Source organism: Corallococcus macrosporus DSM 14697 (genome assembly GCF_002305895.1).
GTDB lineage: Bacteria > Myxococcota > Myxococcia > Myxococcales > Myxococcaceae > Myxococcus > Myxococcus macrosporus.
Map to the genome: position 1 here is coordinate 3647533 of NZ_CP022203.1, position 23689 is coordinate 3671221.

Annotated in this window: 20 protein-coding genes; 11 read left to right on the forward strand and 9 right to left on the reverse strand. The window is 70.6% G+C overall.

Annotated elements, in window-relative coordinates; translation table 11 throughout:
• Positions 1 to 9: 9 nt before the first annotated feature.
• The 8 genes from MYMAC_RS15340 to polA all read left to right on the forward strand — a co-directional run bounded on the left by MYMAC_RS15340 (position 10) and on the right by polA (position 13505).
• Complete coding sequence (locus MYMAC_RS15340; RefSeq protein ID WP_239989538.1) at positions 10 to 1452, forward strand: YncE family protein; 1443 nt, start codon at positions 10 to 12, stop codon at positions 1450 to 1452.
• Positions 1449 to 3515 carry a hypothetical protein gene (locus tag MYMAC_RS15345; RefSeq protein ID WP_239989539.1) on the forward strand — a complete coding sequence of 689 codons (2067 nt, stop codon included), beginning with the start codon at positions 1449 to 1451 and terminating at the stop codon, positions 3513 to 3515. The genes MYMAC_RS15340 and MYMAC_RS15345 overlap by 4 nt, the downstream gene beginning before the upstream one ends.
• 63 nt (positions 3516 to 3578) lie before the next feature.
• On the forward strand, positions 3579 to 4433 hold the full coding sequence (locus MYMAC_RS15350; RefSeq protein ID WP_013939671.1) for an FHA domain-containing protein: 855 nt from the start codon (positions 3579 to 3581) through the stop codon (positions 4431 to 4433).
• Between the two features lie 110 nt (positions 4434 to 4543).
• The gene (locus MYMAC_RS15355) at positions 4544 to 5080 is read left to right on the forward strand and encodes an A24 family peptidase (RefSeq protein ID WP_043711030.1); all 537 of its coding nucleotides are present in this window, start codon (positions 4544 to 4546) and stop codon (positions 5078 to 5080) included.
• A 35-nt stretch (positions 5081 to 5115) separates the two neighbouring features.
• A complete protein-coding gene (locus MYMAC_RS15360) occupies positions 5116 to 6564 on the forward strand; it encodes a type II and III secretion system protein family protein (protein WP_013939673.1) in 1449 nt (482 codons plus the stop codon).
• Between the two features lie 163 nt (positions 6565 to 6727).
• Positions 6728 to 8509, forward strand: a complete 1782-nt coding sequence (locus MYMAC_RS15365; RefSeq protein WP_013939674.1) for a TadA family conjugal transfer-associated ATPase — start codon at positions 6728 to 6730, stop codon at positions 8507 to 8509.
• A gap of 7 nt (positions 8510 to 8516) precedes the next feature.
• Positions 8517 to 10733: an FHA domain-containing protein gene (locus MYMAC_RS15370; RefSeq protein ID WP_095958633.1), complete on the forward strand. Its 2217-nt coding sequence runs from the start codon at positions 8517 to 8519 to the stop codon at positions 10731 to 10733.
• A gap of 45 nt (positions 10734 to 10778) precedes the next feature.
• Entirely contained in the window at positions 10779 to 13505 is a 2727-nt protein-coding gene (polA, locus tag MYMAC_RS15375; RefSeq protein ID WP_095958634.1) for a DNA polymerase I, read from the forward strand.
• Positions 13506 to 13822: 317 nt separating this feature from the next.
• Here the strand turns inward: polA and MYMAC_RS15380 are convergent, their stop codons facing one another.
• The 4 genes from MYMAC_RS15380 to MYMAC_RS15395 all read right to left on the reverse strand — a co-directional run bounded on the left by MYMAC_RS15380 (position 13823) and on the right by MYMAC_RS15395 (position 16960).
• Positions 13823 to 14365, reverse strand: coding sequence for a hypothetical protein (locus MYMAC_RS15380; RefSeq protein ID WP_095958635.1), 543 nt, complete (start codon positions 14363 to 14365; stop codon positions 13823 to 13825).
• Positions 14366 to 14528: 163 nt separating this feature from the next.
• Positions 14529 to 15728, reverse strand: a complete 1200-nt coding sequence (locus MYMAC_RS15385; RefSeq protein WP_204817650.1) for a peptidase MA family metallohydrolase — start codon at positions 15726 to 15728, stop codon at positions 14529 to 14531.
• Between the two features lie 77 nt (positions 15729 to 15805).
• Positions 15806 to 16333, reverse strand: a complete 528-nt coding sequence (locus tag MYMAC_RS15390) for a DivIVA domain-containing protein (protein ID WP_011553162.1) — start codon at positions 16331 to 16333, stop codon at positions 15806 to 15808.
• Between the two features lie 105 nt (positions 16334 to 16438).
• Positions 16439 to 16960: a HEAT repeat domain-containing protein gene (locus MYMAC_RS15395; RefSeq protein ID WP_095958637.1), complete on the reverse strand. Its 522-nt coding sequence runs from the start codon at positions 16958 to 16960 to the stop codon at positions 16439 to 16441.
• Between the two features lie 103 nt (positions 16961 to 17063).
• Between MYMAC_RS15395 and MYMAC_RS15400 the strand changes: the two genes are divergently transcribed.
• The gene (locus MYMAC_RS15400) at positions 17064 to 17573 is read left to right on the forward strand and encodes a J domain-containing protein (protein WP_095958638.1); all 510 of its coding nucleotides are present in this window, start codon (positions 17064 to 17066) and stop codon (positions 17571 to 17573) included.
• On the opposite strand, the gene MYMAC_RS15405 is transcribed toward MYMAC_RS15400, so the two are convergent.
• Positions 17507 to 18499 (reverse strand): stage II sporulation protein M, encoded by a 993-nt coding sequence (locus MYMAC_RS15405; protein WP_013939681.1) that lies wholly within the window; start codon positions 18497 to 18499, stop codon positions 17507 to 17509. The genes MYMAC_RS15400 and MYMAC_RS15405 overlap by 67 nt on opposite strands.
• A gap of 1 nt (position 18500) precedes the next feature.
• Positions 18501 to 19265 (reverse strand): RDD family protein, encoded by a 765-nt coding sequence (locus MYMAC_RS15410; RefSeq protein WP_239989540.1) that lies wholly within the window; start codon positions 19263 to 19265, stop codon positions 18501 to 18503.
• 527 nt (positions 19266 to 19792) lie between these two features.
• On the opposite strand from MYMAC_RS15410, the gene fruA reads away from it, so the two are divergent.
• Positions 19793 to 20482, forward strand: a complete 690-nt coding sequence (gene fruA, locus MYMAC_RS15415) for a response regulator transcription factor FruA (RefSeq protein ID WP_011553167.1) — start codon at positions 19793 to 19795, stop codon at positions 20480 to 20482.
• A gap of 94 nt (positions 20483 to 20576) precedes the next feature.
• Here fruA and MYMAC_RS15420 read toward each other — a convergent pair whose 3' ends face one another.
• A complete protein-coding gene (locus tag MYMAC_RS15420) occupies positions 20577 to 20792 on the reverse strand; it encodes an MbtH family protein (protein WP_095958640.1) in 216 nt (71 codons plus the stop codon).
• A 110-nt stretch (positions 20793 to 20902) separates the two neighbouring features.
• On the opposite strand from MYMAC_RS15420, the gene MYMAC_RS15425 reads away from it, so the two are divergent.
• Positions 20903 to 21907, forward strand: a complete 1005-nt coding sequence (locus MYMAC_RS15425) for an Lnb N-terminal periplasmic domain-containing protein (protein WP_095958641.1) — start codon at positions 20903 to 20905, stop codon at positions 21905 to 21907.
• A 13-nt stretch (positions 21908 to 21920) separates the two neighbouring features.
• Here MYMAC_RS15425 and MYMAC_RS15430 read toward each other — a convergent pair whose 3' ends face one another.
• Together MYMAC_RS15430 and MYMAC_RS15435 are read right to left on the reverse strand one after the other, a co-directional pair.
• Positions 21921 to 22640, reverse strand: a complete 720-nt coding sequence (locus tag MYMAC_RS15430) for a hypothetical protein (protein WP_095958642.1) — start codon at positions 22638 to 22640, stop codon at positions 21921 to 21923.
• Positions 22641 to 22730: 90 nt separating this feature from the next.
• On the reverse strand, positions 22731 to 23687 hold the full coding sequence (locus tag MYMAC_RS15435) for a ketopantoate reductase family protein (RefSeq protein WP_095958643.1): 957 nt from the start codon (positions 23685 to 23687) through the stop codon (positions 22731 to 22733).
• Between the last annotated feature and the right edge of the window lie 2 nt (positions 23688 to 23689).

Sequence of the window (23689 nt, forward strand, 5' to 3'; positions counted from 1 at the left end):
CTGCTTCTCATGTCGTGCAACGTCGGCACCGAGAGCAAGCCTCCCCCGTCCACCCGGCTCGTCTACCCGAGCGGTCTTGCCTTCTGGCGCCCCGAAGCGGGGCCGTCCACCAACGGCTACCTCTACGTGGCGAGCGCCAACTTCGACAAGTGCTACGACTCCGGCTCGGTCGTCGCACTGGACCTGGACGCCATGGGGGTGCGGCCCTTCGGCACGGACTTCGCCCCCGCGGAGACGCTGCCCAACGACATCACGTCGCTGGGGATTGGCGCGCAGTCGTACGTGCAGATCCAGAGCTTCGCGGGTGAAATGGCCATGTGGAGCCCCCCGGGCCGGCCGCCGCGGCTGTTCGTCCCGGCGCGCGCCGAGGAGAGCCTGCTGCACGCCATCGACGTGGGCGCTGACGGCCTCACCCTGAACTGCGTGCAGGGCGGCGACCGCGACTGCCGCGTCAACGCGCTGTCGCTGCTGGATATCCCGGGGGCCTCCAACGGGTTGCCCTCGGCCCCGGGGCCCCTGGGCGTCAGCGTGGCGGGCAACGAGGAGGACGCCCGGGTCTGGGTGACGCACACGGAGCTGGCCGGGCCCGCGACGGCCGTCGCCGAGGCCGACCTGGAAGGCTACGTGCTGCACCTCTCCGCCGCGAACCCCACGCGCGACGCGCTGAGCACCAACGACTTCGTGGTGCTGGGGTCGGCGGACCGGCTCTCCGGCGTCGCGCACGCCACGGCCATTGGCAGCCGCTACGTGTACGCCTCGGGGCGCAACTCGTCGTCCACGCAGTTGGGCGCGCTGCCGGCGCGCTTCATCCTGCGGCTGGTGGACCGGACCGTCGCGGGGCGCGTCCTGGAGACGGACCTGGAGCTTGCGTACTCGGTGCGTGAGGCGCGGGGGGTGGCGGTGGTGCCGTCGGCCACGCGCATTCCCGACCCGGCCGCGCCGGAGCAGACCATCGTGGATGAGCGCGTCTACCTGCTGGCGCGCGGCCCGGACACGCTGCTCGTCCTGGACGTCCTGAACGCGGCGGGCACGGCGCCTGACGCGGGGACGACGCCCACGGTGCGCATCGTGTCGGCGCTGCCGGTGCCGGCGGGCGCGAGCGAGCTGGAGGTCATCCCGCGCGGCGCTGGCCGCGGCAACCTGGTGGCGGTGACGGGCAGCGGCGACGAGGCCGTGGCCATCTTCGACGAGGAAGTGGGACAGCTCGTCGCCCAGGTGCAGGTGGGGGACAACGACCCGAACCAGCCCAGCCAGCCCTTTGGCCTGGCCGCGGATGTCCGGGGCAACAGCGCTCGTATCTTCACCAGCACCTTTGGTGATGGCCGCGTGGCCATCATCGACATTCCCGACCTCGACCGGCCGCAGAACGCGCGGCTGGTGGCGCGGCTCGGCGCCCGGCAGGGGCGAGACCCGCGCCAGGGCACCAGCCTGTGCCAGGAGACCTCCCCGTGAAGCGCAGCACCCTTGCTCTGCTCCTCGCGAGCGCCGGCCTGTCCGGAAGCTGCTCCGCGACCGACGCGACCACCGGCTTCGCCGGCCTGTCCGGCACCTTCGACGTGACGCTGGCCAACGACCTCGTCTTCGTCACGTCCTCGGACCGGGACGAGCTGCGCGTGCTCGACCTGGCGTCGAACCCGCGCACCTTCATCCCCGCGCCCAACCCGCTGGAGGCGCTGTCCATCCCCGTGCTGGACCGGCCGGACGCGCTCACGCGCGACGTGGCCTACAACGCGGAAGGCAACGACGTCCCGGGGCCCTACATCTACGCGCGCAGCTCGGGCTCACCGGAGATTTCAGTGGTGGCCGCCGCGCGTGACCAGCTCCGGCAGGTGGCCCGGCTCCAGGCCGCGAGCATCGTCACCGCCTTCGCGGCGCGCTCGCCCGCGGAGGGCAGCGGCGGCCCCAGCGGGCTGTACTACGCCATCCAGGACCCCGACGGCCTCTTCACCGCCGACACCGGTGGTGCCCGGGTGATGCGGCAGGACCTCCCCGGGCCGGAGGCGCTGGCGGCCGCGGAGCCCGGCTCGCTCCCCGCGCCGGTGACGGTGTTCTGCCTCCAGCCCGGAGAGTCCATCCTGGCCATGACGATGCTGGCCGGTCCGGACACGTTCGCGCTCGCCACGCGGCAGGCCTCGGGCCGCTCGGGCCGCACGCTGCTCGTCACGGATGCGGGCCCGGTCGCGGACTGCCTCCAGCCGTCCACGCCCACGGTGGACTTGTCCGCCGGCTTCGGCAACGTGCCGGTGCGCATCCTGGCGAGCCACCCCCGGGTGGACATCCCCGACGCCGGCTCCATCAACGCCGGCCGCTACATCTTCGGCGTCCGGGACGAGTCCGCGTGCTCGGCCGCGCGCGAGTGCTCCGGGGTGCTCGCGGTGGACACCGAGTCGTCGCCGCCGGGGCAGACGGCGCGGGACCTCAGCGGCGCGCCGATGCTCCCCATCTTCCCGGCGGGCGGACTGCCGACCGGCCTGGCCCTGGTTCCGGATCCGAACCTCCGCTTCGTCCTGGACAACGGCGCGGAGACGCGCCCGCGGGTGCCGCTGCTGGGGGTCATGCCGTCGTCGAACGGCTACATCACGCTCTTCTCGGCGAGCGACCTGCGCCAGTTCGACCTGTCGGCGGCGACCGCGCGCTCCACGGTGGCCCTGCTGGACAGCAACGAGCTGCCGGTGACCATCGAGACCACGGACCTGGTGACGGTGACGCAGGACCCGACGCTGCAGCGGACCGTGCTCTACGAGGGCTCCGTCTCCAACGGCTTCTACCGGATCATCTACCAGGGCGGGCTCCCCGGCCTGAGCAGCCTGCCGAGGGATCCGGCCACCCCGCGGCTCTTCGAGGCCGAGGCCGCCGTGGCCTCCACCGCGCGGGCAGGGGACATCCTCGTCCTGGAGAGCCCGGAGGCGCTGTGCGCCATCGACCTGCCCATCGCGTCGGTGGAGCCGGTGGCGGGCACCAGCCGGGTGCGCTTCGTCATCGCGGACTCGCAGGAGATTCCGGCGGACTGCGCCAGCCTGACGCGCTTCACCGTGCGTGCGGGTGGAGACCAGCCCTTCGTCCTCTTCAACGAGGCGGGGACCTTCCTGTCGCGCGACGTGACGGGGGCGTCCAGCTACAGCGTGCCCACGGAGTACTTCTTCCACCCGGATGGCTTCTACTTCGACGACGACTCGAACCCCCAGACGCCCCCGGTGCCGAACCTGTCCCTCTTCCCCCAGCCGCCGCCGCCACTGCACATCCGGGTGGCGGCCGTGGGGCGCGAGCTGCGCCGCGGAGACCGCTACGCGGTGACGGTGATTTCGGGCATCCGCAACTACGTCTTCACGCCGGACGTCGCGGCGGGGACGGGGCTGGCCTTCTACACGCTGCCGGGGCCGGTGGTCGCCGCCCAGAACCGCGAGGCGAACATGGCCTACATCGCCTACCCCTCGGCGGACGGCATCCTCCAGGTCGGCTTCGAGGGCCTCACGGACAACCGGGCGCAGTCATTGGCGCTGGTTCCCTTCGAGTAACTGGGCGGGGATGGAAGCCTCTGCTATCGTCAGGGGCTTCCTGATTCACGCGAGTCAAGACCGATGATCGATCAGAACTCCCGTCCCGCCCGCAAGGTCGGAATCGCCGACCACCTGTGGGAGACGTACGAAGACATGGCCGAGCAGATGGGCTCGGATCGCGATGCGCTGATCAACCAGGCGCTCTTCATGTTCGCGCGCCTGAACGGCTTCCTCGAAGTGAAGTCCCGCTCCGAGGCCGCCGAGGCCGCTGCCGCGCCGGTGAAGCCCGTCCAGGCCGCCGCGCCGCCGCGTCCGGCATCGCCCCCGGTGCTGGCGCCCGCGCCCAAGGCGGAGGCCACGCCCCCGCCCGCGCGGCCGCCCGTGCGCTCCACGCCGGAGGAGCGGGCCTCCGCCAACGGCCTGGACAATGACCCGGTGCGCCGTGAGGTGGCCGAGCGCGTGCTGGAGACCGCCGCGGAGCTGGAGCGCCTCATCAAGGGCAAGAACAGCGAGCCGCCCCCGCCCGCCGACGACCTGGTGGAGGAGGACGAGGAGCCGCTGCCCGAGGCCGAGGATCCGGGCCTCATGGACGAGGAGGAGCCGCCCCCGGAGGAGGCCGAGGAGGAGCCCGCCGACGAGCTCGCCGAGGAGGAGCCCGGCGCGCTGTACCTGGTGACCGAGTCGGGGGATCAGGAGCAGATCGTCAAGGAGCGCTTCGTCATCGGCCGCGGCAAGCACTGCGACTTCGTCATCAACTCCGGCAAGGTCTCCCGCGAGCACGCCGTCATCGTCCACGAGGGCGACGACTGGATCATCGAGGACCTGGGCTCGTCCAACGGAACCTGGTTCAACAAGCAGCGCATCAAGCGCCGCAAGGTTGAAGACGGGGACGAGTATTTCATCTGCAGCGAGAAAATCCGTCTCCTCGTCCGATAATGGGTGACCCGGGCCCCGCCTCGCGGGGCTTCTGGTTGTTCGCCAATTGACGGGCTCCAGGCGTCCCTGGTTTGATACCGGACGCCTGCCGCGAATAAGGACAGGCGCTGATGACGCCTGTTCAAATCGCGCTGTGGACGGTTCTTGGAGTGGCCCTCGTGATCTCGGTGGTGACGGATGTGCTTCGCCGCGAGATCCTCGACGCGGTCACCTACCCGCTGATGGCGGTGGGGCTGGGCGTGCGCCTGGCCACCGAGGGGGTGGGTGACCTGGAGCGCGGGCTCATCAGTGGGGCGGTGTCGGGGGTGGGGCTCGCGTTGCTGCTGCTGCCAGCCGCGCTGCGAGGGCGGATGGGGTGGGGTGACGTGAAGTTGATGGGCGGGGTCGGAGCGGTGCTGGGGTTCCCGGCGGTGCTCGCGGCCGCGGCCTTCATCTCTTTGGTAGGCGCGCTCCAGGCGGTGGTGACGCTGCTCTGGCAAGGCGCGGTTTGGGACACGCTGGCGGCGGTGGTGCGCCGGTGGGCGGTGCGGGTGCGGTTGGCCAGCGCGGACGCGCAGCCGGCGCCCCAGCGCCACATTCCCTATGGAGTGGCCATCGCGCTCGGCACCGTCTGGGCGCTGTGGTGGCAGCACGGAACGTTGGGTTAGCTCGGACTTCTGGAAGAGAAGAGGGGACACGGACGATGTTCACACGCATCACGCATGCCGCGGCGCTTGGCGCCCTCATCGCACTGGTGGCGGGCGGCAGCGCCCTTGCGCAGGATGGCACCAACGTCAGTCTCGGCGTGGGCTCCCAGAAGGTGATCACCATTCCGGGCCTCAGCCGCGTCGCGCTCGGTGACCCGAGCATCGCCGACGTGAAGACGCTCGGCTCCGGCCAGCTCCTCATCACCGGACAGGCCGAGGGCAAGACGACGCTGCTCGTCTGGAAGTCCTCGGGCCAGCGCGTCAGCTACCTGGTCGCGGTCCGCAAGCAGGACCCCAACGAGGTCATCACCGAGATCAAGCGCCTCCTGGGCGAAATCGAAGGTGTCTCCGTCCGCATGGTGGGTGACCGCATCTACCTGGACGGTCAGGCCTACACCACGCAGGACGCGGACCGCATCGAGCAGGTCGTGGGCCTGTACCCGAACGTGAAGTCGTTCGTGAAGATCGCCCCCAACGCCAAGAAGCTGGTGGCGCAGAACCTCAACGCGGCCTTCCAGAAGGCCGGCCTGAAGAACGTGCAGGCCAACGTGGTGGGCGCCACCATCTTCCTGGAGGGCTCCGTGGAGAGCCAGCAGGACCTGCAGAAGGCGGAGCTCATCACCAAGGCCATCGGTGAGAAGGTGGAGAACCTCCTCGTCGTCGGCATCAAGCGGATGATCCTCTCCGAGGTCCAGTTCGTCGAGATCCGCCGCAACAGCCGCGACCGCTACGGCATCCGCTACCCCACGGACATCACCGGCACCGCGTCGGCCATCGCCAACATCTCCCAGGAGCTCTTCCCGGGGACCTTCGGCTCGGGCGTGTCCACGCTCGCCCTCAACGCCAACTCGGACTTCTCCTTCGGCTTCCAGGGCAACGACGGTTACGGCCGCCTGCTCGCGCAGCCCAAGCTGGTGTGTGCCAGCGGTGAGAAGGCGGAGTTCCTCGCCGGCGGCGAGGTCCCCATCCCGCTCATCACCAACAACCAGTTCACGGTGGAGTTCAAGAAGTACGGCGTCATCCTGAACCTGCGCCCCACCGCGGACCGCAACGGCAACATCCAGACGGAGATCGAGGCGGAGGCCTCTGAAATCGACACCTCCGTGGCGGTGTCCTTCGGTGGTTCGTCCTCCATCCCCGGCTTCCGGACCCGCCGCGTGAAGACGAACGTCACCGTGCGCCACGGTGAGACCATCGTCCTGTCGGGCGTGTTCAGCCACGACGAGCAGAAGTCCGTGTCCAAGCTCCCCGGCCTGGGTCACATCCCCATTGTCGGTGAGCTCTTCAAGAGCCGCGGCTTCGACTCCACCAAGCGCGAGCTGGTCATCTTCGTCACCCCGCGCATCGTGAACCCGGACTCCGACAAGGTCCGGACCATCATCGAGGACGTGAAGAGCCGCTACAAGCAGGCCCGGTCCGAGGTGAACTTCAACATCTTCGACTGAGGCGGGCGCCTCGGGCGCCGCTCCAGCCGGGCCTTGCGGGCCCACGGCACGGGCCGGCTCCTCCCCTCCCGGGGGCGGATGCCGGCCCGTCGCCTTGCGGGCAGGCGTGCGGCCTGGTTCTCACGCTTTGAGGACGAAGGGGGGCTTGCTAGCATCCGTTCCCATGTTTCTCATCACCCTCGCGGAAAAGGGCGGCGGGACCGAGCAGCGCGAGTACCACAAGAATGAAGTCACCATCGGCCGTCTGCCGGGCAATGACATCATCCTCGCGAAGGGCAACGTCTCCAAGTACCACTCGCGAATCGTCGCCAAGGACGGGAAGTTCATCATCGTGGACATGAAGTCCACGAATGGCACGTTCGTGAACGGCAAGAAGATTGCCGCGCCCCAGGTTCTCAAGCCGACCGACCAGGTCTACATCGGCGACTACATCCTCAACGTCGAGGCGCTCGAGGACGAGGGCCCGGTGATGACCCGCGCGGGTCAGCCGGAAGAGGAGTACTACGACGAGCAGGGCGAGGAGCCCTACGAGGACGAAGAGGGGGCCTACGAAGAGGAGGAGCCCTACGAGGAGGAGGAGGAGCCGCCTCCCGCGCCCGCGCCCAAGGGCATGCCGGCGTCGCTGGCGTCCGCCCTGGCGAAGAACAAGCGCAAGGTGGACCCGCGCCAGGAGCGCTACACCCGGCTCCAGAAGGAGATCCACGACCGGCTCATCGAGTACCTCGACCTGCGCCGCATGGACATGGACCGGCTCGGCGACGACGAGCTGTGGCGCCGGACCGAGAAGGCCATCCGCGACATCATCGACCAGATGGACGCGGACGGGGAGCTCCCGGAGGACGTGGACCGCGAGGAGCTGCTCACCGACGTCATCAACGAGGCGCTGGGGCTGGGGCCCCTGGAGGCGTTCCTCGCGTCGGATGACATCAGCGAGATCATGGTGAACCACGCCAACCAGATCTACATCGAGCGCAAGGGCAAGCTGACCCTGTCGGAGAAGACGTTCTCCTCCAACCAGGCGGTGCTCGGCGTCATCGAGCGCATCGTGGCGCCCATCGGCCGCCGCATCGACGAGTCCAGCCCGCTGGTGGACGCGCGCCTCAAGGACGGCAGCCGCGTCAACGCCATCATCCCGCCGCTGGCCCTGAAGGGCCCCTGCATCACCATCCGCAAGTTCAAGAAGGACTCGCTGAAGATCTCGGACCTCATCAAGTTCAAGACCGTCACGGCGCAGATGGCCGAGTTCCTGGAGATGTGCGTCAAGGCCCGGCGCAACATCGTCATCTCCGGCGGCACCGGCTCCGGGAAGACGACGACGCTGAACATCATCAGCTCCTTCATCCCGGAGGGGGAGCGCATCGTCACCGTGGAGGACGCCGCCGAGCTGCAGCTCCCCCAGGACCACTGGGTGCAGTTGGAGAGCCGGCCGCCCAACCTGGAAGGCAAGGGCGCCATCACCATCCGCGAGCTGGTGAAGAACTGCCTGCGCATGCGGCCCGACCGCATCGTCGTCGGTGAGTGCCGCTCCGGTGAGACGCTGGACATGCTCCAGGCCATGAACACCGGCCACGACGGCTCGCTCACCACGCTCCACGCCAACACGCCGCGTGACGCCATCGCCCGGCTGGAGACGATGGTGCTCATGTCCGGCATGGACCTGCCGGTGAAGGCCATCCGTGAGCAGATCGCCAGCGCGGTGCACATGATCGTGCAGCAGACGCGCTTCTCCGACGGGACGCGGAAGATCTGCTACATCACCGAGGTGTCCGGCATGGAGGTCGACATCGTGACCCTCCAGGACATCTTCTATTTCAAGCAGGATGGCTTCACGGAGGACCACAAGGTCCGCGGCCGCTACGTCGCGTCCGGCTTCGTGCCGAAGTTCTACGACGAGCTGCAGCGCAAGGGCATCCCCGTCAACATGAGCATCTTCCGCGAGGACTGACGCGTCCATGGCCACCCTGGTCGTCCGTCACCCTGACGGCACTGAGAACGAATTCGCCATCGCCGGTGAGCTGAAGATTGGCCGCCAGCAGGGCAGTGACATCCTCATCACCGAGGGAGGCGTGTCGCGCACGCACGCGCGCGTCTTCGAGGAAGGCGGCGCCGTCTTCATCGACGACGTGGGCAGCGCCAACGGCACGTTCGTGGACGGCCAGCGCATCATGGCGCCCACGGCCCTGACGCCGCAGTCGGAAGTACTTCTCGGGGACTACGTGCTGCGCCTCAAGGCGCCCGCGGCGCGGGGCTCGGGGGCGCGGCGCGCGGCCCGGCCCGCGGCGGGGGGCGAGGAGCCCATGCCGGTGGGCGGCGAGGGGGGCGGCGCGCGCGCCACGCGGGCGATGCCCAGCATCAAGAAGGGCGCGGCGAGGGGCGAGCCCGGCGCGGCGCTGGCGAAGCGCCCCGCGCGTCCGGCACGGCCCTCCCCAGGCGGGGGCGCGCGGCCGGCGCCGGCGGCCAGCGGCCCGGTGCTGCGGGGCATGACCGGCCCGTGGGCCGGTCAGACCTACCCCCTCCGGGGCAAGGTCATCGTGGGGCGGCAGCCGCCAGCGGTCATCCTCCTGGAAGACGACTCGGTGAGCCGCCGCCACGCGGAGCTGGAGGTGACGGCCGCGGGCGTGACGGTGAAGGACCTGGGCAGCGCCAACGGGACGCTGCTCAACGGCGATCCATTGGACCAGACGCCGGTGCCGCTCGAGCCTGGGGACCAGCTCCAGTTCGGCGTGGTGGAGATGACCTTCGAGGCCGAGGCCTCCGCGGCGCCCGTGCGCCGGGGCGCGGCGCGTGGGGGGGCGGAGGAGGACCCCGCCGCCAAACGCAAGAAGCTCATCATGGTGGCTGCCGGCCTGATGGGCGTGCTGCTCATGGTCGGCATGGTGTCCTCCATCCTGAGTCCGGCGCCGGTCGCCGTCCAGGGGCCGGGCGGGGGCGCGCAGGCGGACCCGTCGCAGAAGATTCAAGAGCTGCTGAGCGAGTGCCGCTCCTACGCGTCCAGTGAGCTGGGCGCGCCCAACTGGGACAAGGCCAACGAGGTCTGCACCCAGGCGCTGGACCTGGACCCCATCCACGCGGAGGCGAACACCCTCATCCGCCGCATCAAGCTGGAGAAGGAGTCCTTCGAGTACTACTCGCAGGGTGAGCGGCTGCTGCAGCGCCTCAAGCCCGAAGAGGCGCTGGAGTCGTTCCGGAAGATCCAGAAGGAGAGCGAGTACTTCCGCCGGGCCCGCGCCAAGGCGCGCGAGGCCGCCGAGGCGGTGACGAAGCGCGCGCTGGAGGACTGCAAGCTGTACCTGCGGGACGCGCAGTGGAGCGCCGCGGTGTCACGCTGCGACGTGTACATGGCGGTGTGGTGCCAGTCGCAGCCGCGCGAGAACCTTCAGCCGCCCCTGGGCTTCACGCTGAAGCTGTGGGGCCGGCTGCGCCGCGACGAGTGGCGGCCCAAGGACCCGCTGTTCGTGAAGTTCCTCATCGCGCGCCAGAAGATGGACGCCAACGCGGCGCCCTGGGTGTGCCCGGTGGCGGAGGTGCTGGCGGGGGATGAGCGGACCGTGGATCCGCGCACCGTCGTCATGGAGGCGGCGAAGAAGCGCTTCCCCAACAAGCTGATGCAGGCCGCGCTCCTGGACTACTGGAGCGGCCGCGGCAGCGAGGCGCTGGCCACCATGCAGAAGCTGCGCTCCAACTACGAGGCCGCGCAGTACCACGCCCAGGCGGACGAGCTGATCAAGGTCATGTCCACCGTCGACCAGCTCTTCAAGGCGGGCCAGAGCTTCCTGGCCGCTGAAGATCCGGAGAAGGCCGCCGAGCCCTTCCGCGAGGCGCTGGCCACGGACAAGGCCGTGATGCTGGAGCTGGCGGAGTCCAAGCCGTCGTTCTACCGGCGCAACATCCTCCAGGACTTCGCGGAGAAGTCGTACCTGCGCGGCAAGCACTGGGCAGACCGCGAGGACTTCCGCCGCGCCTGCCGTGTGTGGAAGCTGGGCTTCAGCTTCTACGCGGGCAACCCGAACCTGAACAAGGCGGCGGCCTTCTGCTCCTCGCGGGCGCTGGAGGCCTTCCGGGCCGCCGGGAGCTGCGGCGACATGGCGGTGGCGCTGGACTACGCCGTCAAGGGCGACGGCGTGGAGGAGATGGTCGTCGCGAAGCAGGCGGAGATGGGCTGCAAGTAGCGCGCGTCATGGACAGGGCGGGGCGGGCGCGCTAGGCACGGGGGCATGGTCGACACCAGCCCTCCGCGCTCAGCGCCCACCCTGGTCCTCATCGACGCGTCCGGCTTCATCTTCCGCGCCTACCACGCCATCCCTCCGCTCACGACGAGCAAGGGGGTGCAGACCAACGCCGTGCTGGGCTTCACGCGCATGGTGCTCAAGGCCCTGCGCGAGCTGAAGCCCACGCACGTGGCGCTCGCCTTCGACAAGGAGAGCCGCACCGAGCGCCAGAAGATCGACCCCACGTACAAGGCGAACCGCGAGGGCCCCCCGGAGGACCTCGTCCCCCAGTTCGCCCTCATCCGCCGCGTGGTGGAAGCCATCAACGTGCCCGTGCTGGAGGTGGCCGGCTGGGAGGCCGACGACGTCATCGGCACCCTGGCCGTGAAGGCGAAGGCGGAGGGCTTCTGCGTCCAGGTCGTCACCGGCGACAAGGACTTCGTCCAGATTGTCGACAGCGACGTGCGCCTGTACGACCCGATGAAGGACGTGCACACGGAGCCCGCGGACGTGAAGGCGCGGCTGGGCATCGAGCCGGGGCAGATGCGGGACTACCTGGCCCTCATCGGCGACGCGGTGGACAACGTCCCCAAGGTGCCGGGCATCGGCCCGAAGACGGCCACCGAGCTCATCCAGCAGTTCGGTGACGTGGAGACGCTGCTGTCGCGCCTGGACGAGGTGAAGAAGCCGAAGATCCGGGAGAACATCGCCTCGCACCGCGAGAGCCTCCTGCGCGCCAAGCAGCTCGTCACCTTCAAGACGGACCTGGCGCTGGACGTGCGCATGGCGGACCTGGCCCGCCGGCCGCTGGACGCGCAGCGCTCGCGTGAGCTGTTCACCGAGCTGGAGTTCTTCGCCCTCCTCAAGGAGCTGCCGCAGCAGGACGGCGCCGCGGGCACCTCCGAGCCGCCGAAGGAGCAGCCCGCGCCGCTGACGGTGACGCCGACGCTGGTGGGCTCGGACGCGGAGCTCACGCGGCTCGCGGGCGCCGCGCGCGAGGCGGGCGCCGTCACGCTGATTCCCGCGTACGAGGGCGCGCCCTTCGCCGCGAAGCTGGTGGGCCTGGGCGTGGCGCTGCCGGACGGCCAGACGGCGTATGTGCCGCTGCGGCACGCGCAGCTCGGCGTCACGCAGGTGAAGCCGGAGTCCTTCACCGCGGCCTTCCGCGAGGTGCTGGAGGACGCGGCGGTGAAGAAGGGCGGTCACGACCTCAAGGCGCTCAGCCTGGTCCTGGCCAACGACGGCCTCACCCTGCACGGCGCGCACGACGACGTGGAGCTGCTCAGCTACCTGCTCAACCCGTCCCGCCGGGAGCACGCGCTGGTGGACCTGGCGCGCGAGCGGCTCTACACGGAGCTGCCGCCGCTGCCGAACGCCGCGGAGGGCAAGCGCGGCAAGAAGGACCGGGCCCTGGCGGACCACACGGTGGAGGAGGTGGCCACCGGGTTCGCCATCCGCGCCGAGGCCGCGCGCCGGCTCGCGCCCGAGCTGTGGAAGGAGCTGGAGGCCGCGAAGCTGGCGGCGCTGGCCCGGGACATGGAGCTGCCGCTGCTGCCGCTCCTGGCGCGGATGGAGCGGCGGGGCGTGCTGCTGGACACCGCCGAGCTGTCTCGCACCTCGGTGAAGGTGGACGCGGCCGTCGAGGCGCAGGTGAAGGAGGTCTACCGGCACGCGGGCCGCGAGTTCAACATCGGCTCCAACCCGCAGCTCGTGGAGGTGCTCTTCACGGAGCTGAAGCTGCCCGTCATCAAGCGGGGCAAGACGGGCCCCTCCGCGGACCAGGAGGTGCTGGAGAAGCTCTCCGAGGAGCACCCGCTGCCGGGCGCCATCATCGAATACCGCAGCCTGTCCAAGCTGAAGAGCACCTACCTGGACACGCTGCCCACGCTGGTGGCCGCCGACGGGCGCATCCACACCACCTACCACCAGGCGGCCACCGCCACCGGGCGCCTGTCCTCCACCGACCCGAACCTCCAGAACATCCCCGTGCGCACGGACCTGGGCCGGGAGATCCGCCGCGCCTTCGTGGCCGCGGAGGGGCACCAGTTGGTGAGCGCGGACTACAGCCAGGTGGAGCTGCGGCTGCTGGCGCACATCGCGAACGACGCGGTGCTCATCGAGGCCTTCCTCCATGACGAGGACATCCACACCCGCACCGCGGCGGAGGTCTTCGGCGTGGCCAAGGAGCAGGTGGACCGCGAGCAGCGCCGCGTGGCGAAGATGGTGAACTTCGGCATCGCCTACGGCCTGTCACCGCATGGCCTGGCGGCGCGGCTGGGCATCGCCCAGGACGTGGCCCGCGACATCATCGAGCGCTACTTCACGCGCTACGCGGGCATCAAGCGGTACCTGGAGGAGACCGTCTCCGTGGCGCGCAAGACGGGCTACGTGGAGACGCTGTACGGCCGCCGCCGCTACATGGCGGACCTGAACTCCAAGAATCGCGGCGTGGCCCAGGCCGCCGAGCGCGCCGCCATCAACATGCCCATCCAGGGCACGGCCGCGGACCTCATCAAGAAGGCCATGCTGGCGGTGGACGCGGCGCTCGAGGCGCAGAAGCTGAGCGCGCGGATGCTGCTGCAGGTCCACGACGAGCTCCTCTTCGAGGCGCCCGACGCGGAGGTGGAGGCGGTGAAGGCGCTGGCGGTCAAGGCCATGTCCTCGGTGGCCGACCTGAAGGTGCCGCTCAAGGTGGACGTGGGCGCGGGGCGGAGCTGGGCGGACGCGCACTGACGCGGGCCCAAAAAACACGGGAGGAGCGCCCACCCCCGTAGGCGCCCCTCCCGCGTGCTCCACCCGCGGCCCCCACAGCCGCTGCTGCCACCCCTGCGACAAATGCGCCGACCCGTCCGACCGGCGAGTCGCGTGGACCCCCATCCACGCGTCTTGCCAGCGGCTCGCGGTGCGCGCTCACCACTCCCCAGCGGGAGCACGCCTTCCCACAAAGCGCGCCATGGGCCCCCACCCAGGCACACTCCCTCCCGCCGGTCTCGGACGCGCCCGCTTCCAGGCGCGTCAAGTCGAACGGGCCGGCCAACCCCTCCACGCCCTCAGTGCATCGCCGTGCGTCCGTCTCCCGTGTCCGGAGTCACGCGCCGCGTCCGCGAGGGACGCTCGAAGTACTCGACGACCAACCCACCAAAGGGCACCCGCGGCCCATCCGCCCGCGGGTCCTTCATCCGTTGCAGGAGCGCCACCGCGGAGTCCACGGCCTCGTCCACCGCGCGGTTGATGCACTCGCGCTCCCAATCCCCGCCTCCGAGCACCTCGGAGGCATCCACCAGGCAGCGCCGCAGCGCCGCGAATTCGTCGTAGAGCGAGCGGGCGCCCCGGTGCGGCGACAGGCGCAGCACCGCGCGCGTGCGGCTCCAGGGGCTCGACTCCTCGCCCGCGAGCGTCCGGCCCAGCTCGCGGATGAAGGGCTCCACCAGGTTGTCCAACTGGGTGGGCGCGCCCTGCGACGCGTCCGAATCCGGCGCCGCCAGCACCATCCGCCGCCACAGCGCGGAGATTCGATCCGGCTGCTGACGGAAGAACCGCGCCAGCACGGCTGCCTTACGTCCACGCTCGCTCATGTCCAGTGCCTTCCGCATCGCGAACGGAAGCCAAAGCAAACCCGCGGCCAACGCCTCGGGACTGAGCGCGTCCAGTGAAATCAGCCACTTGCCGTGAAGGGCTGGGCAAGCAGCGGGGCACGACGCCCGTAGAAACTACAGGCGCGGCCCTGTAGCCCTGGAAGGAAGGAGGGTGCCGCCCTCAGTGGAGGGTGGGCTTGGGCGGGCGGCCGTGGTGGCTGTCCTCGTCGTCGGCCTCACCCGGGAAGTCGCTGAGGGTGCCGTCCGCCGGCGTCTCGCCGTCCCGGGCCTCCAGGTGGCCTTCCGGGGTCGGCGGGCCGGCGGGCCAGTCCGGCCAGGTGGCGTCCCCGGTGCTGACGCCGGGGCCCTGGGGGTGGGCCTGGGCGGCCTGGGCGGCCAGCAGGCGGAGCGCGGCGTCCTCCGCGGCATCCTGGGCGGCCAGCTCCGCCAGCTTCGCGGCCCGCTGCTGCCGGCGGCGCGCATAGGCCGCCACGCAGAGGAAGGACGCGCCCAGCCACACGAGCGCGGAGCTGGTGGTGAGGGGCAGCCAGCCGTAGCGCGCGGCCAGGCCCTCGCGCCAGTCCGTCTCCTCCACCAGCAGCGAGGTGCGGAAGGCCTTCCCGAAGGCCGTCTCGAAGGGCTCCCCGCGCGCCACGCCGTCCACCAGCGCGGCCATGGCCGTGGGGCCGAACTTCGCCGACAGGTGCGCGACGAAGGCGGCGCTCTGCGCGTAGGCAATCTCCACGTCCGACGGGACGTCCGGCCAGCTCCGGTCCAGGTGCTCGAAGTGGAAGACGCGCTCCTGGGTGACGGCGCGGAAGAGGGCGCTGTAGTGGGTGAGTGAGTAGCGCTCCCCGGTGACGTACTGCGCGACGCCTTCCTGGAACCAGCGCGGCCAGGACGGGGCGAGCTGCCCCAGCGCGACGTGCGCCAGCTCGTGCCGGAGCGTCTGCTGGCCGTCCGGCGCGTGGAGGCTGAGGGCGTCCAGGAGGATGATTTGATGGGCGGGGTAGGCCAGCGCCACGGCCCAGCCCGGGGGCCTGCCGCCCGGCAGCGCCAGGGCCTCGAACTCCGCGCGCCCCACGCCCAGGCGAATCTCCGTCACCCCCGGCCAGTCCTTGCCGAGGATGGTGCCGAAGCGATCCCGCACGCCCTCAATCTGCTGGGACAGCTCGTGCGCGGCGGCCGTGGCGGCGGCGGTGTGGAGGATGCGGAAGCGCTGCGTCGTCAGCTCCCCGCTGACCTGGGGCGGCCGCGTCAGGGGCACCAGCGCGGCGTCACTCACCACGTCATGGGCGTGGGCGCCATGGGGGCCGCCCGGTTCCTGGGCCCGGGCCCCAGGGGCGGCCAGCAGCAGGAGCAGGACAAGCAGGTGGCGCATGTGCGGCGGCCTCACGTTCCCACTGACATAACAGCCTCGCCCCAGGTTGCAGCAACCTCACCTCGCGGCGCGGCGCGTCAGGAGTCGCCGTTGGCCTTCTTCTGGGACAGGTAGGCCACGTTGTCCTCGACGCGCGCGTAGTCGCGGTCCGCGAACGTGGGGCTCTTGAACGTCTCCAGCAGCTTCTGGTGCGCATCCAACACCGAGCGGACCTGCGACTCGAACTGGGTGCGCTGGCGCTTCAGCTCGTTGATGTCCTCCACCACCTGCACCAGCCGCTGGTGGGCGCCGTGGACGATCTTCTCCGCCTGGTGCTCGGCGTCCGCGATGATGATCTCCGCTTCCTTCTTCGCGGCGTCCTTCAGGTCCTCGCTGATGCGCTGCGCGGTGACCATGGTCTCCTGGAGGGTGCGCTCCCGTTCCTGGTGCTGCTCCACCTTGAACTGGGTGCGCTTCACTTCCTCCTTGAGGGCGATGTTCTCCTTCACCACCTCCTCGAATTCACCAGCGATGAGCTCGAGGTAGGCCTCCACCTCACGGCGGGAGAAGCCGCGCAGGGCCGTTTCGAACCGCTTCTGCCGGATGTCGAGCGGAGTGATTTTCATGACGCCGGAGTGTAGCGCAGGGGCGTCACATCTCCAGGAATCAGCCCTTGACGGGGCCGGGGCCGCTGGCGGGTGGTGTCTGGCCGCCTGCCCGGCGGGCGGGCGTCAGCGGCGCGCCGGCGCCCATTGGGACACGACGGTGCGCGCGGCGTTCTGCACGCCCGCGGTGAGCCGCGCGTCCACGGCGGCGTCCTGCACGGCCTGGCGCGCGGTGGGCGTGCGCTGGAAGACGAGCCCGTTGAGCGCTTGAATCTTCAACGCGTCCGGCATCCGGGGGTGGCGGACCACGTTGGCGAGAATCTCCTCCGCCCGGGGGTGCTGGAACAGCGCCACGGCCCGCAGCGCCGCCTGCTGGATGCGCGGGTTGGGGTCCCACAGGAGCGTGGCCAGCGTGTCCAGGGCGCGCGCGTCCCCCAGCAGGGCCAGGTCTTCAATGGCGATGGCGCGAATCTCCTCCGGCGCCGGCCGCGCCGCCCCCAGCAGGCCCCGCAGCAGCGCGGTGTCGTCCGTCGCGGGCGCCGGGGCGGCCTCCGCCGGGGCCGCGGGCGCCGGGGTGGCCGGGGTGGCCGGGGCCTGGGCGCGGGCGGTGGTGGCGAGCAGCAGGCCAGCGAGAAGCAGGGGACGCATGGAGGCCCTTCTACCCCGGAGAGGAGAGATTTTCTTGACGCGATCTCCCATCGTGGGAGCTTCCCCGCTGCTACAGGCGTGTTGCAAACGGGAGCAAGGTTCGATGAACGCGGCGGCAGCGAACTGGCAGACACTGGAAAACGTCGATGTGGAGTGCACCCACTGCGGCATCCGGATGACCCTGCAACCGGGGACCCGGGTTCGCTACTACCGGTGTTCCGGCTGCCACCGCTGGGTGTCCAGCGTGTACTCCGACGTCTTCCGGGCGGACGCGAAGGTGCGCACCCACCCGGTGAAGGACACCGGCGCCCAGGACGAGCAGTTCATCGAGGTCAAGGACCGGTTGGACCGCTGGCTGTCCGCGCGGGAGGAGCAGGACCCCTACCACCTGCTGGGCGTGTCGCCGCTGGACTCGGCGGAGACGGTCCGCGCGCGCTACCACGCGCTGGCCATGGAGCGGCACCCGGACCGCGGCGGCTCGGCGGAGAAGATGCGGGAGCTGAACGTGGCCTATGAGCGCATCCTCCGGCACCGTCAGCGCAAGCGTCAGGAGGCGCTGTCGGCCGGCGTGCCCGTGGCCTCCGCCTCCGTCCTGCCCGCGCGCAGCAGGTAGCCCCAGAAGAGCGCCCCCAGGGCCAGGCCCAGCGCCGCCTTCACCCAGGTGGGGAACAGGTCGCCCGGGGACACGTAGCCCTCCACCACGCCGATGAGGGCCAGGAAGGGCGCGCAGCCCAGCACCAGCTTCACGGCCTCCCGCCCGCGCACCGCCAGCGCCTGTCCCCGGGGCAGCTCCCCCGGGTCGATGAGCGCCTGGCCCACCATCAGCCCCGCCCCGCCGGCGATGATGATGATGGACAGCTCCACCGGCCCGTGCGCGGCGATGAAGTCCAGCATCCCGCCCAGCATGCCCTCGCGGGCGCACAGCGCGGTGATGGCGCCGATGTGCACCCCGTTGTTCACCAGGATGAACAGCGTGCCCAGCCCGAAGGTGAGGCCCAGGGCGAAGGTGGCGATGGTGACGGTGAGGTTGTTGGTGGCGATGCCCGACGCCACCGAGTTGGGCGGCGCCACCGACAGGAGGTCGTCCGTCCACATGCGGCCCTGGGCCACGTAGTGGCGCACCCCGGAGGGCACCAGCAGCTCGGCGCCTCGCGGCTCCCACAGCACCACCAGCGCGCCCAGCAGGATGCCCAGGAAGAACAGCGCGGCGCTGGCGCCCACGAAGCCGCGCTCGCGGCGCAGGGTGGCGGGGAACTCCCGGCGGAAGAAGTGGCGCAGCGCGGGCCAGCGCTCGCGCGGCGGCTGGTAGATGGACGCGTAGGCCTGGCCGCAGAGCTGGTTGAGGAAGCGGTGGGCGTCCGTGCCGGCGTAGAAGGTCTGCGCATGCGCCAGGTCCGCGGACGCGCGCCGGTACAACGTGTCCAGCGTGCGCAGCTCCTCCAGCTTCAGGGTGCCGGAGCGCTGCTTCGCCAGCAGGGCCTGGAGCGCGTCCCAGTCCGCGCGGCGGCGGGCGACATAGGCGGGCAGGGGCGTGGCCATGTCAGCGCCCTCCCTGGACGCGGGCGCGCAGGAAGGCCTCGGTGCTCTCCGCGGAGGCCAGCACCGCGGCGCGCGCGTCCGCGTCAGCGGGCCCCACGCGCTCCACCAGCCGCGCGCCCAGCCGCCGCCGCACCTCGGGCGCAAGGCCTGGCGCGCGCGACAGGAAGGAGAGCACCAGCTCCACGTCCTCGGGCGCCAGCGGCCTCGCCCCGGCCTCCGGAGGCAGCGGCGCCGGCGCCGTGGGCGCGGCGGTGTACTTGTCCAGGTCGATGCGCTCCTCGCGCACCAGCAGCGTGCCGGCCAGCAAGTCCCCCAGGCGCCGGTGCTGGCGGGTGAGCAGCATGCTGACGCAGGCGGCGGCGTACAGCATGGGCATGAAGTCCACCGCGCGGCAGAGGTTGCGCACCGCGCTCTCGTAGACGCCCACGGGCGAGCCGTCCGTGCGCACCACGCGGATGCCGAGCACCCGCTTGCCCACCGTCTGCCCGTGGAAGAAGACCTCGCTCACCGTCCAGTACAGCCACTGCGTGGCGAAGACGCCCACCACCAGCAGCGTCTGCCCCAGGCCCGACAGCGCCTGGAAGACGCCGAGCACGTCCGACACCAGCAGCGTGAAGACGAAGTAGGCCACCAGCCAGAAGAAGAACAGCAGGCTCGCGTCCACCAGCCACGCGAGGCACCGGTAGCCGATGCCCGCGACAGGCAGCGTGAGCGCCACGCGCTCGGGGGTGGCGACGTCGAGATGGGGAGTCGGAGCAGGGCGCATGCGGGGTTGGCAGCATACACGTCTGCCTTCCACCTCCGCCTGCATGTCGCACCCCCTTTTCCGCTTGGACTTGCGGGATATCCAGGTCCCAGGCCCGTGTGTCGCGGTCGACAGTCGGCGCCGTGGGGGAGGAGGGTTCCATCGACTACTGGACGGCCGCGCGTGTCATCCGGCGGACAGCGATGACGAACCAACGGATGAAACCCCTGTAACGGGCTCTGATTCATGCACACTGGACACTCCCGTTGGGGCTGGTTCGCGTCTGCGCTTTCCCGGTGATAGGGTTTCAGCCGTTGGACCATGAACCTGGGCCGAAGGAGGTGCGGCCCGCAGGGACGTCAGGAGTAGCTGAAAGTCGAAAACAGTCAGGAGTCGAGTCGTACATCGGTAGGCCGACTCCGGAGTGGCTCAGCGGACGCGCTCGTTCTTCCCTGTCATGCAACCCACTGGCCCTGCTCGTACCGGAGCCGGCTGTGGTCAGTTGTCTGTTCATGCAGTTTTCGCCATGACGGCTGGGGGGCCTTCGCATGGCAACCAATCAAGCAGCGATTCGTGTATCGATTCTGGAAGGACCGTGGGCGGCCTGGCAGGGCCTGGCTGACGGGCTCCGTGGTGAAGGCGTGCAGGTCTCCTCGGTGACGAGGGACGTGCGCCTGTTCCTCGACAGCCTGGGGACAGACCCGCCGCAGGTCGCGGTGATGGACGTGGAAGGCGACAGCGAGGCGGCCGTGGGCTGCTCCGTCACGGAGGGCATCAACCTCCTGCGGGAGGCGCGCAAGCGCCGGCTCGAGGTGCGGATGCTGTTGCTCTCCGCGGTGAGCACGCCGGAAATCATCTCGCAGTGTTTTGATGAAGGCGCCTCCGGGTACCTGTTCCGGGCGGGCCTGGGCACCACCGCGGTGGCGTCCGCCATCAACTCGCTGGTTCGCGGCGAGCGGCTGTTCCCGGTCCAGCTCCTGAGGAACGACTTCGAGCATCCACCGGTGACGTCGCCCACCGCGAGCGTGCTGCTGGCGCTCACGCAGCGCGAGCGCGAGGTGCTGGCGTACGTGGCGGGCGGCGCGGACAACTTGAAGATCGCCGCGCACCTGCAGATCGCCGAGCGCACCGTGAAGTCCCACGTCACGCAGCTCTACCGGAAGCTGGGGGCGGAGAACCGCACGCAGCTCGCGCTGAGGGCATGCCACCTGGGCGTCCGGCCGCCGCCGGACCTCTAGGCGAGGCGGGCGTTTCCGCGCATGCAGCACGCCCCCCGGACCCTGGCGTCATGGCCAGGGTTCGCGAGGGGCGTGTGCACGGGCGGCGCCGTGACTACGACTTCAGCTCTTCCATCTTCTTGCGGAGGCTCAGCGGGCGCATGTCCGTCCAGACCTCCTTGATGTACTCCAGGCACTCTGCCTTGAGCCCCTGCTTGCCCGCATCCTTCCAGCCAAGCGCGTTCTCGCGGTCGGCGGGCCAGATGGAGTACTGCTCTTCGTGGTTCATCACGACCTTGTAGACGGTCGTGTCCTCGCGCTCATCCGCCATGGTGTCTCTCCTGGATCGGGCTGGTATCTGGCCATAATCCAGGAAAAGGGGTCAAGACACGGAAGGCGTGGGTGCGGTGGACGTCCGAAGCCCGCATATACTCGCGGGCCATGCGAAGCGTCTCCCGTGTCATCACCGCGCTCGTCCTCGTCTCGGGTGTGGCGTGGGCCGCGCTCGCCCTGGCGTTGACGGGGGCCGGCCCTGAAGGCGCGCACGTCCCGAGGGCGGTGGGCGCGGCGGTCCTCGCGGCGGGCGCGGTGGCGGCGTGGCGGCGTCACTCCCAGTGGGCCGCGCTGGCCGTCGTCGGGGTCGGGTGCGTGGGCATCTGGGGCTGGACCCAGACGGTGCGGCCCGCGGCGCGAGCGGACTGGGCGCCGGACCTGGCGCGCTCCGCCCGGGCGGACGTGGCGGGCACCCGTGTCACGTTGTACGACGTGCGTGACTTCCGCTACCGCAGCACGTCGGACTGGGACGCCGCCTGGTACTCGGCCACGTACGACGCCAAGGACCTCACGGGCGCGTGGTTCATCGTGGAGCCCTTCTCCGGCGTCTGGGGCGCGGCGCACACCATGGTGAGCTTCGGCTTCGCGGACGGGCGCTACCTCGTCTTCTCCGTGGAGGTCCGCCGCGAGAAGGGCGAGACGTTCTCCGCGCTGGGCGGCCTGTTCCGCCAGTTCGAGCTCACCTACGTGGTGGGTGACGAGCGGGACCTGGTGCAGCTTCGCTCCAACCACCGGAAGGATGACGTCTACCTCTACCCGGTGGATGCGTCGAAGGAGCGCATCGCCAGCTTCTTCCTCGACATGGTGGCGCGGATGAACGCGCTCCACGAGAGGCCGGAGTTCTACGACACGCTCACCAACAACTGCACCACCAACCTGGTGCGGCACCTGGAGAAGGTGAGCCAGCGCCAGGTGCCCTATGACCACCGCACCTTGCTGCCCGCCTTCTCCGACGCGCTCGCCTACGAACTGGAGCTCATCGACCGGGACGCGCCGCTGGAGGAGGTGCGCCAGCGCTACCACATCAACGCGCGGGCGCAGGCGGCGGAGGGGCGCCCCGACTTCTCACGGCGCATCCGCGAGCCGCTGGCCAGCGCCGCCGCCGGGCCGTGACACGCCGGGCCTCTCAGGGGGCCTGACGCGCCTTCAGGTGCGTGTCGTAGTGCTGCTGCAGCGTGGCGAAGTAGCCGCGCTCCTCCCAGAGCGAGGCGATGAGCCGCTCGGTCAGCGTCTTCACCTCGGCGCTCTCGCCGGGTTCGGGCGTGCGGGGGCCGGGGGCGCCGCTGCTGAAGAAGGCCCGGGTGGCCTCGGCCATGAGCAGGCGGCTGCCCGCGAAGAGCCGCCGAAGGGCCTGGTTGACGGGGCGTGGGTCCAGCTCCGCGCACGCGGCGACGATGGCGTCGTGGACCTTCCCGGGCCGCGGGCCCTCCATGTCCTCGGGCTTCAAGTCACCCCGGTCCAGCGCGTGGTTGAGCAGGTAGCCGTGGTGCAGGGCCGACGAGGCCACGTCCACGCAGTCCTTCACCCACAGGACGAAGAAGACCTTGCGGAACACCTTGCGCACCGGGAAGAGCGCCAGGCCCTTCACGTAGCTGACCAGCCGGCCGCCGGCCGTCCGGCCGACATGCGAGCCGGCGAGGACCTCCACCGCGCGCGCCGGCCGGGGCAGGCCGTGCTCGGAGAGGATGGTGAGGACCATGCTCTCTCGCGCCTGCCGGAGCGCGTAGTCGTCCAGGAAGGGGACGGGGATGAGGGGCGTCAGGCCGGAGACGACGGCGAGAAAGGCCACGCGGCCCAGTACAGGGGGGAGCTCGCTCTCGGGAGGGCGGGGCTTCGGCTCGGTCATATGACGTTCATATGCCCATCCGGCCCGGCGATTGCGCGGGGCCCGGAGGCGGAAGGGGGTGTTGGCTGTCCTCCAGCCAGGTTTCGTGGCTCAGGCCTTCCGTTCACCCCGGGCGTGAGGCAGCAGCAGGACATGGAGGGTGCTCAACACCGGCGTGGGGACGCCGCGCGCGCGGCCCCGGCGCACCACCGCGCCCTGGAGGGATTCGACCTCCAGGGGCTTGCCGTTCTCCAGGTCGCCGAGCATGGACGGCCGCATGTGGGCGGGCAGCTCGTCCATGTACCGCACCAGGGACTCCGGCGTGCGGGTGGTGGTGACGCCTTCCGCGGCGGCGACGCTGAGGACCTCGAGGGTGGCCTGCCGGAACATCTCGCGGAAGGCCGGATTGTCCCGCAGGGCGCCCACGGGCAGCCGGGCCGCGGTGCTGAACGCGGACATGCAGCCGAGGAAGGAGAGCTTGTCCCAGAGCGCGCCGCGCGCGTCCGCCACGGCCTCCACCGTGACGCCGGCGCCGGCCAGCGCGTCCCTCAGTGCCTGGGCTCGGGCGGAGACGCGCGAGGTGTCGCCGAACACCTCGCCCAGCACGATGCGGTGGTTCGTGCCCGTCTGGGTGATGACGCCCGGCTCGCTGATGATGGCGGAGAGGTACGTGGTGCCGCCCATGACGGCGGCCTCGCCCACGACGGCGGCCACCTCGGACGGGCTGTCCACGCCGTTCTGCAAGGTGAGCACGAAGGGAGGGCTCTCGCCTGGCGCCGGTGTGCCGCGCGCGTCGAGCAGCGTCTTCACCGCGGGGAGCACGGAGGCGACGTCGTAGTTCTTCACGGCGAGGAGCACGGCGTCCACGGGGCCGAAGCGCTGGACGTCGTCGTCGGCCTTGACGGGGACGGTGAAGTCTCCGTCGGGACCGCGGATGGTCAGCCCGTGTTCCCGCATGGCGCGCAGATGGGCGCCGCGGGCGAGGAACGTGACGTCGTGCCCGGCGCGGACCAGCCTCGCGCCGAAGTACCCACCGACGCCTCCAGAGCCCAAGATGGCGAATCGCATGG

Coding starts and splice junctions, on each gene's coding strand:
- MYMAC_RS15340 (WP_239989538.1), top strand. CDS start 10: ATGTCGTGCAACGTCGGCACCGAGAGCAAGCCTCCCCCGTCCACCCGG.
- MYMAC_RS15350 (WP_013939671.1), top strand. CDS start 3,579: ATGATCGATCAGAACTCCCGTCCCGCCCGCAAGGTCGGAATCGCCGAC.
- MYMAC_RS15355 (WP_043711030.1), top strand. CDS start 4,544: ATGACGCCTGTTCAAATCGCGCTGTGGACGGTTCTTGGAGTGGCCCTC.
- MYMAC_RS15360 (WP_013939673.1), top strand. CDS start 5,116: ATGTTCACACGCATCACGCATGCCGCGGCGCTTGGCGCCCTCATCGCA.
- MYMAC_RS15365 (WP_013939674.1), top strand. CDS start 6,728: ATGTTTCTCATCACCCTCGCGGAAAAGGGCGGCGGGACCGAGCAGCGC.
- MYMAC_RS15370 (WP_095958633.1), top strand. CDS start 8,517: ATGGCCACCCTGGTCGTCCGTCACCCTGACGGCACTGAGAACGAATTC.
- polA (WP_095958634.1), top strand. CDS start 10,779: ATGGTCGACACCAGCCCTCCGCGCTCAGCGCCCACCCTGGTCCTCATC.
- MYMAC_RS15380 (WP_095958635.1), bottom strand. CDS start 14,365: ATGCGGAAGGCACTGGACATGAGCGAGCGTGGACGTAAGGCAGCCGTG.
- MYMAC_RS15385 (WP_204817650.1), bottom strand. CDS start 15,728: ATGCGCCACCTGCTTGTCCTGCTCCTGCTGCTGGCCGCCCCTGGGGCC.
- MYMAC_RS15390 (WP_011553162.1), bottom strand. CDS start 16,333: ATGAAAATCACTCCGCTCGACATCCGGCAGAAGCGGTTCGAAACGGCC.
- MYMAC_RS15395 (WP_095958637.1), bottom strand. CDS start 16,960: ATGCGTCCCCTGCTTCTCGCTGGCCTGCTGCTCGCCACCACCGCCCGC.
- MYMAC_RS15400 (WP_095958638.1), top strand. CDS start 17,064: ATGAACGCGGCGGCAGCGAACTGGCAGACACTGGAAAACGTCGATGTG.
- MYMAC_RS15405 (WP_013939681.1), bottom strand. CDS start 18,499: ATGGCCACGCCCCTGCCCGCCTATGTCGCCCGCCGCCGCGCGGACTGG.
- MYMAC_RS15410 (WP_239989540.1), bottom strand. CDS start 19,265: ATGCGCCCTGCTCCGACTCCCCATCTCGACGTCGCCACCCCCGAGCGC.
- fruA (WP_011553167.1), top strand. CDS start 19,793: ATGGCAACCAATCAAGCAGCGATTCGTGTATCGATTCTGGAAGGACCG.
- MYMAC_RS15420 (WP_095958640.1), bottom strand. CDS start 20,792: ATGGCGGATGAGCGCGAGGACACGACCGTCTACAAGGTCGTGATGAAC.
- MYMAC_RS15425 (WP_095958641.1), top strand. CDS start 20,903: ATGCGAAGCGTCTCCCGTGTCATCACCGCGCTCGTCCTCGTCTCGGGT.
- MYMAC_RS15430 (WP_095958642.1), bottom strand. CDS start 22,640: ATGACCGAGCCGAAGCCCCGCCCTCCCGAGAGCGAGCTCCCCCCTGTA.
- MYMAC_RS15435 (WP_095958643.1), bottom strand. CDS start 23,687: ATGCGATTCGCCATCTTGGGCTCTGGAGGCGTCGGTGGGTACTTCGGC.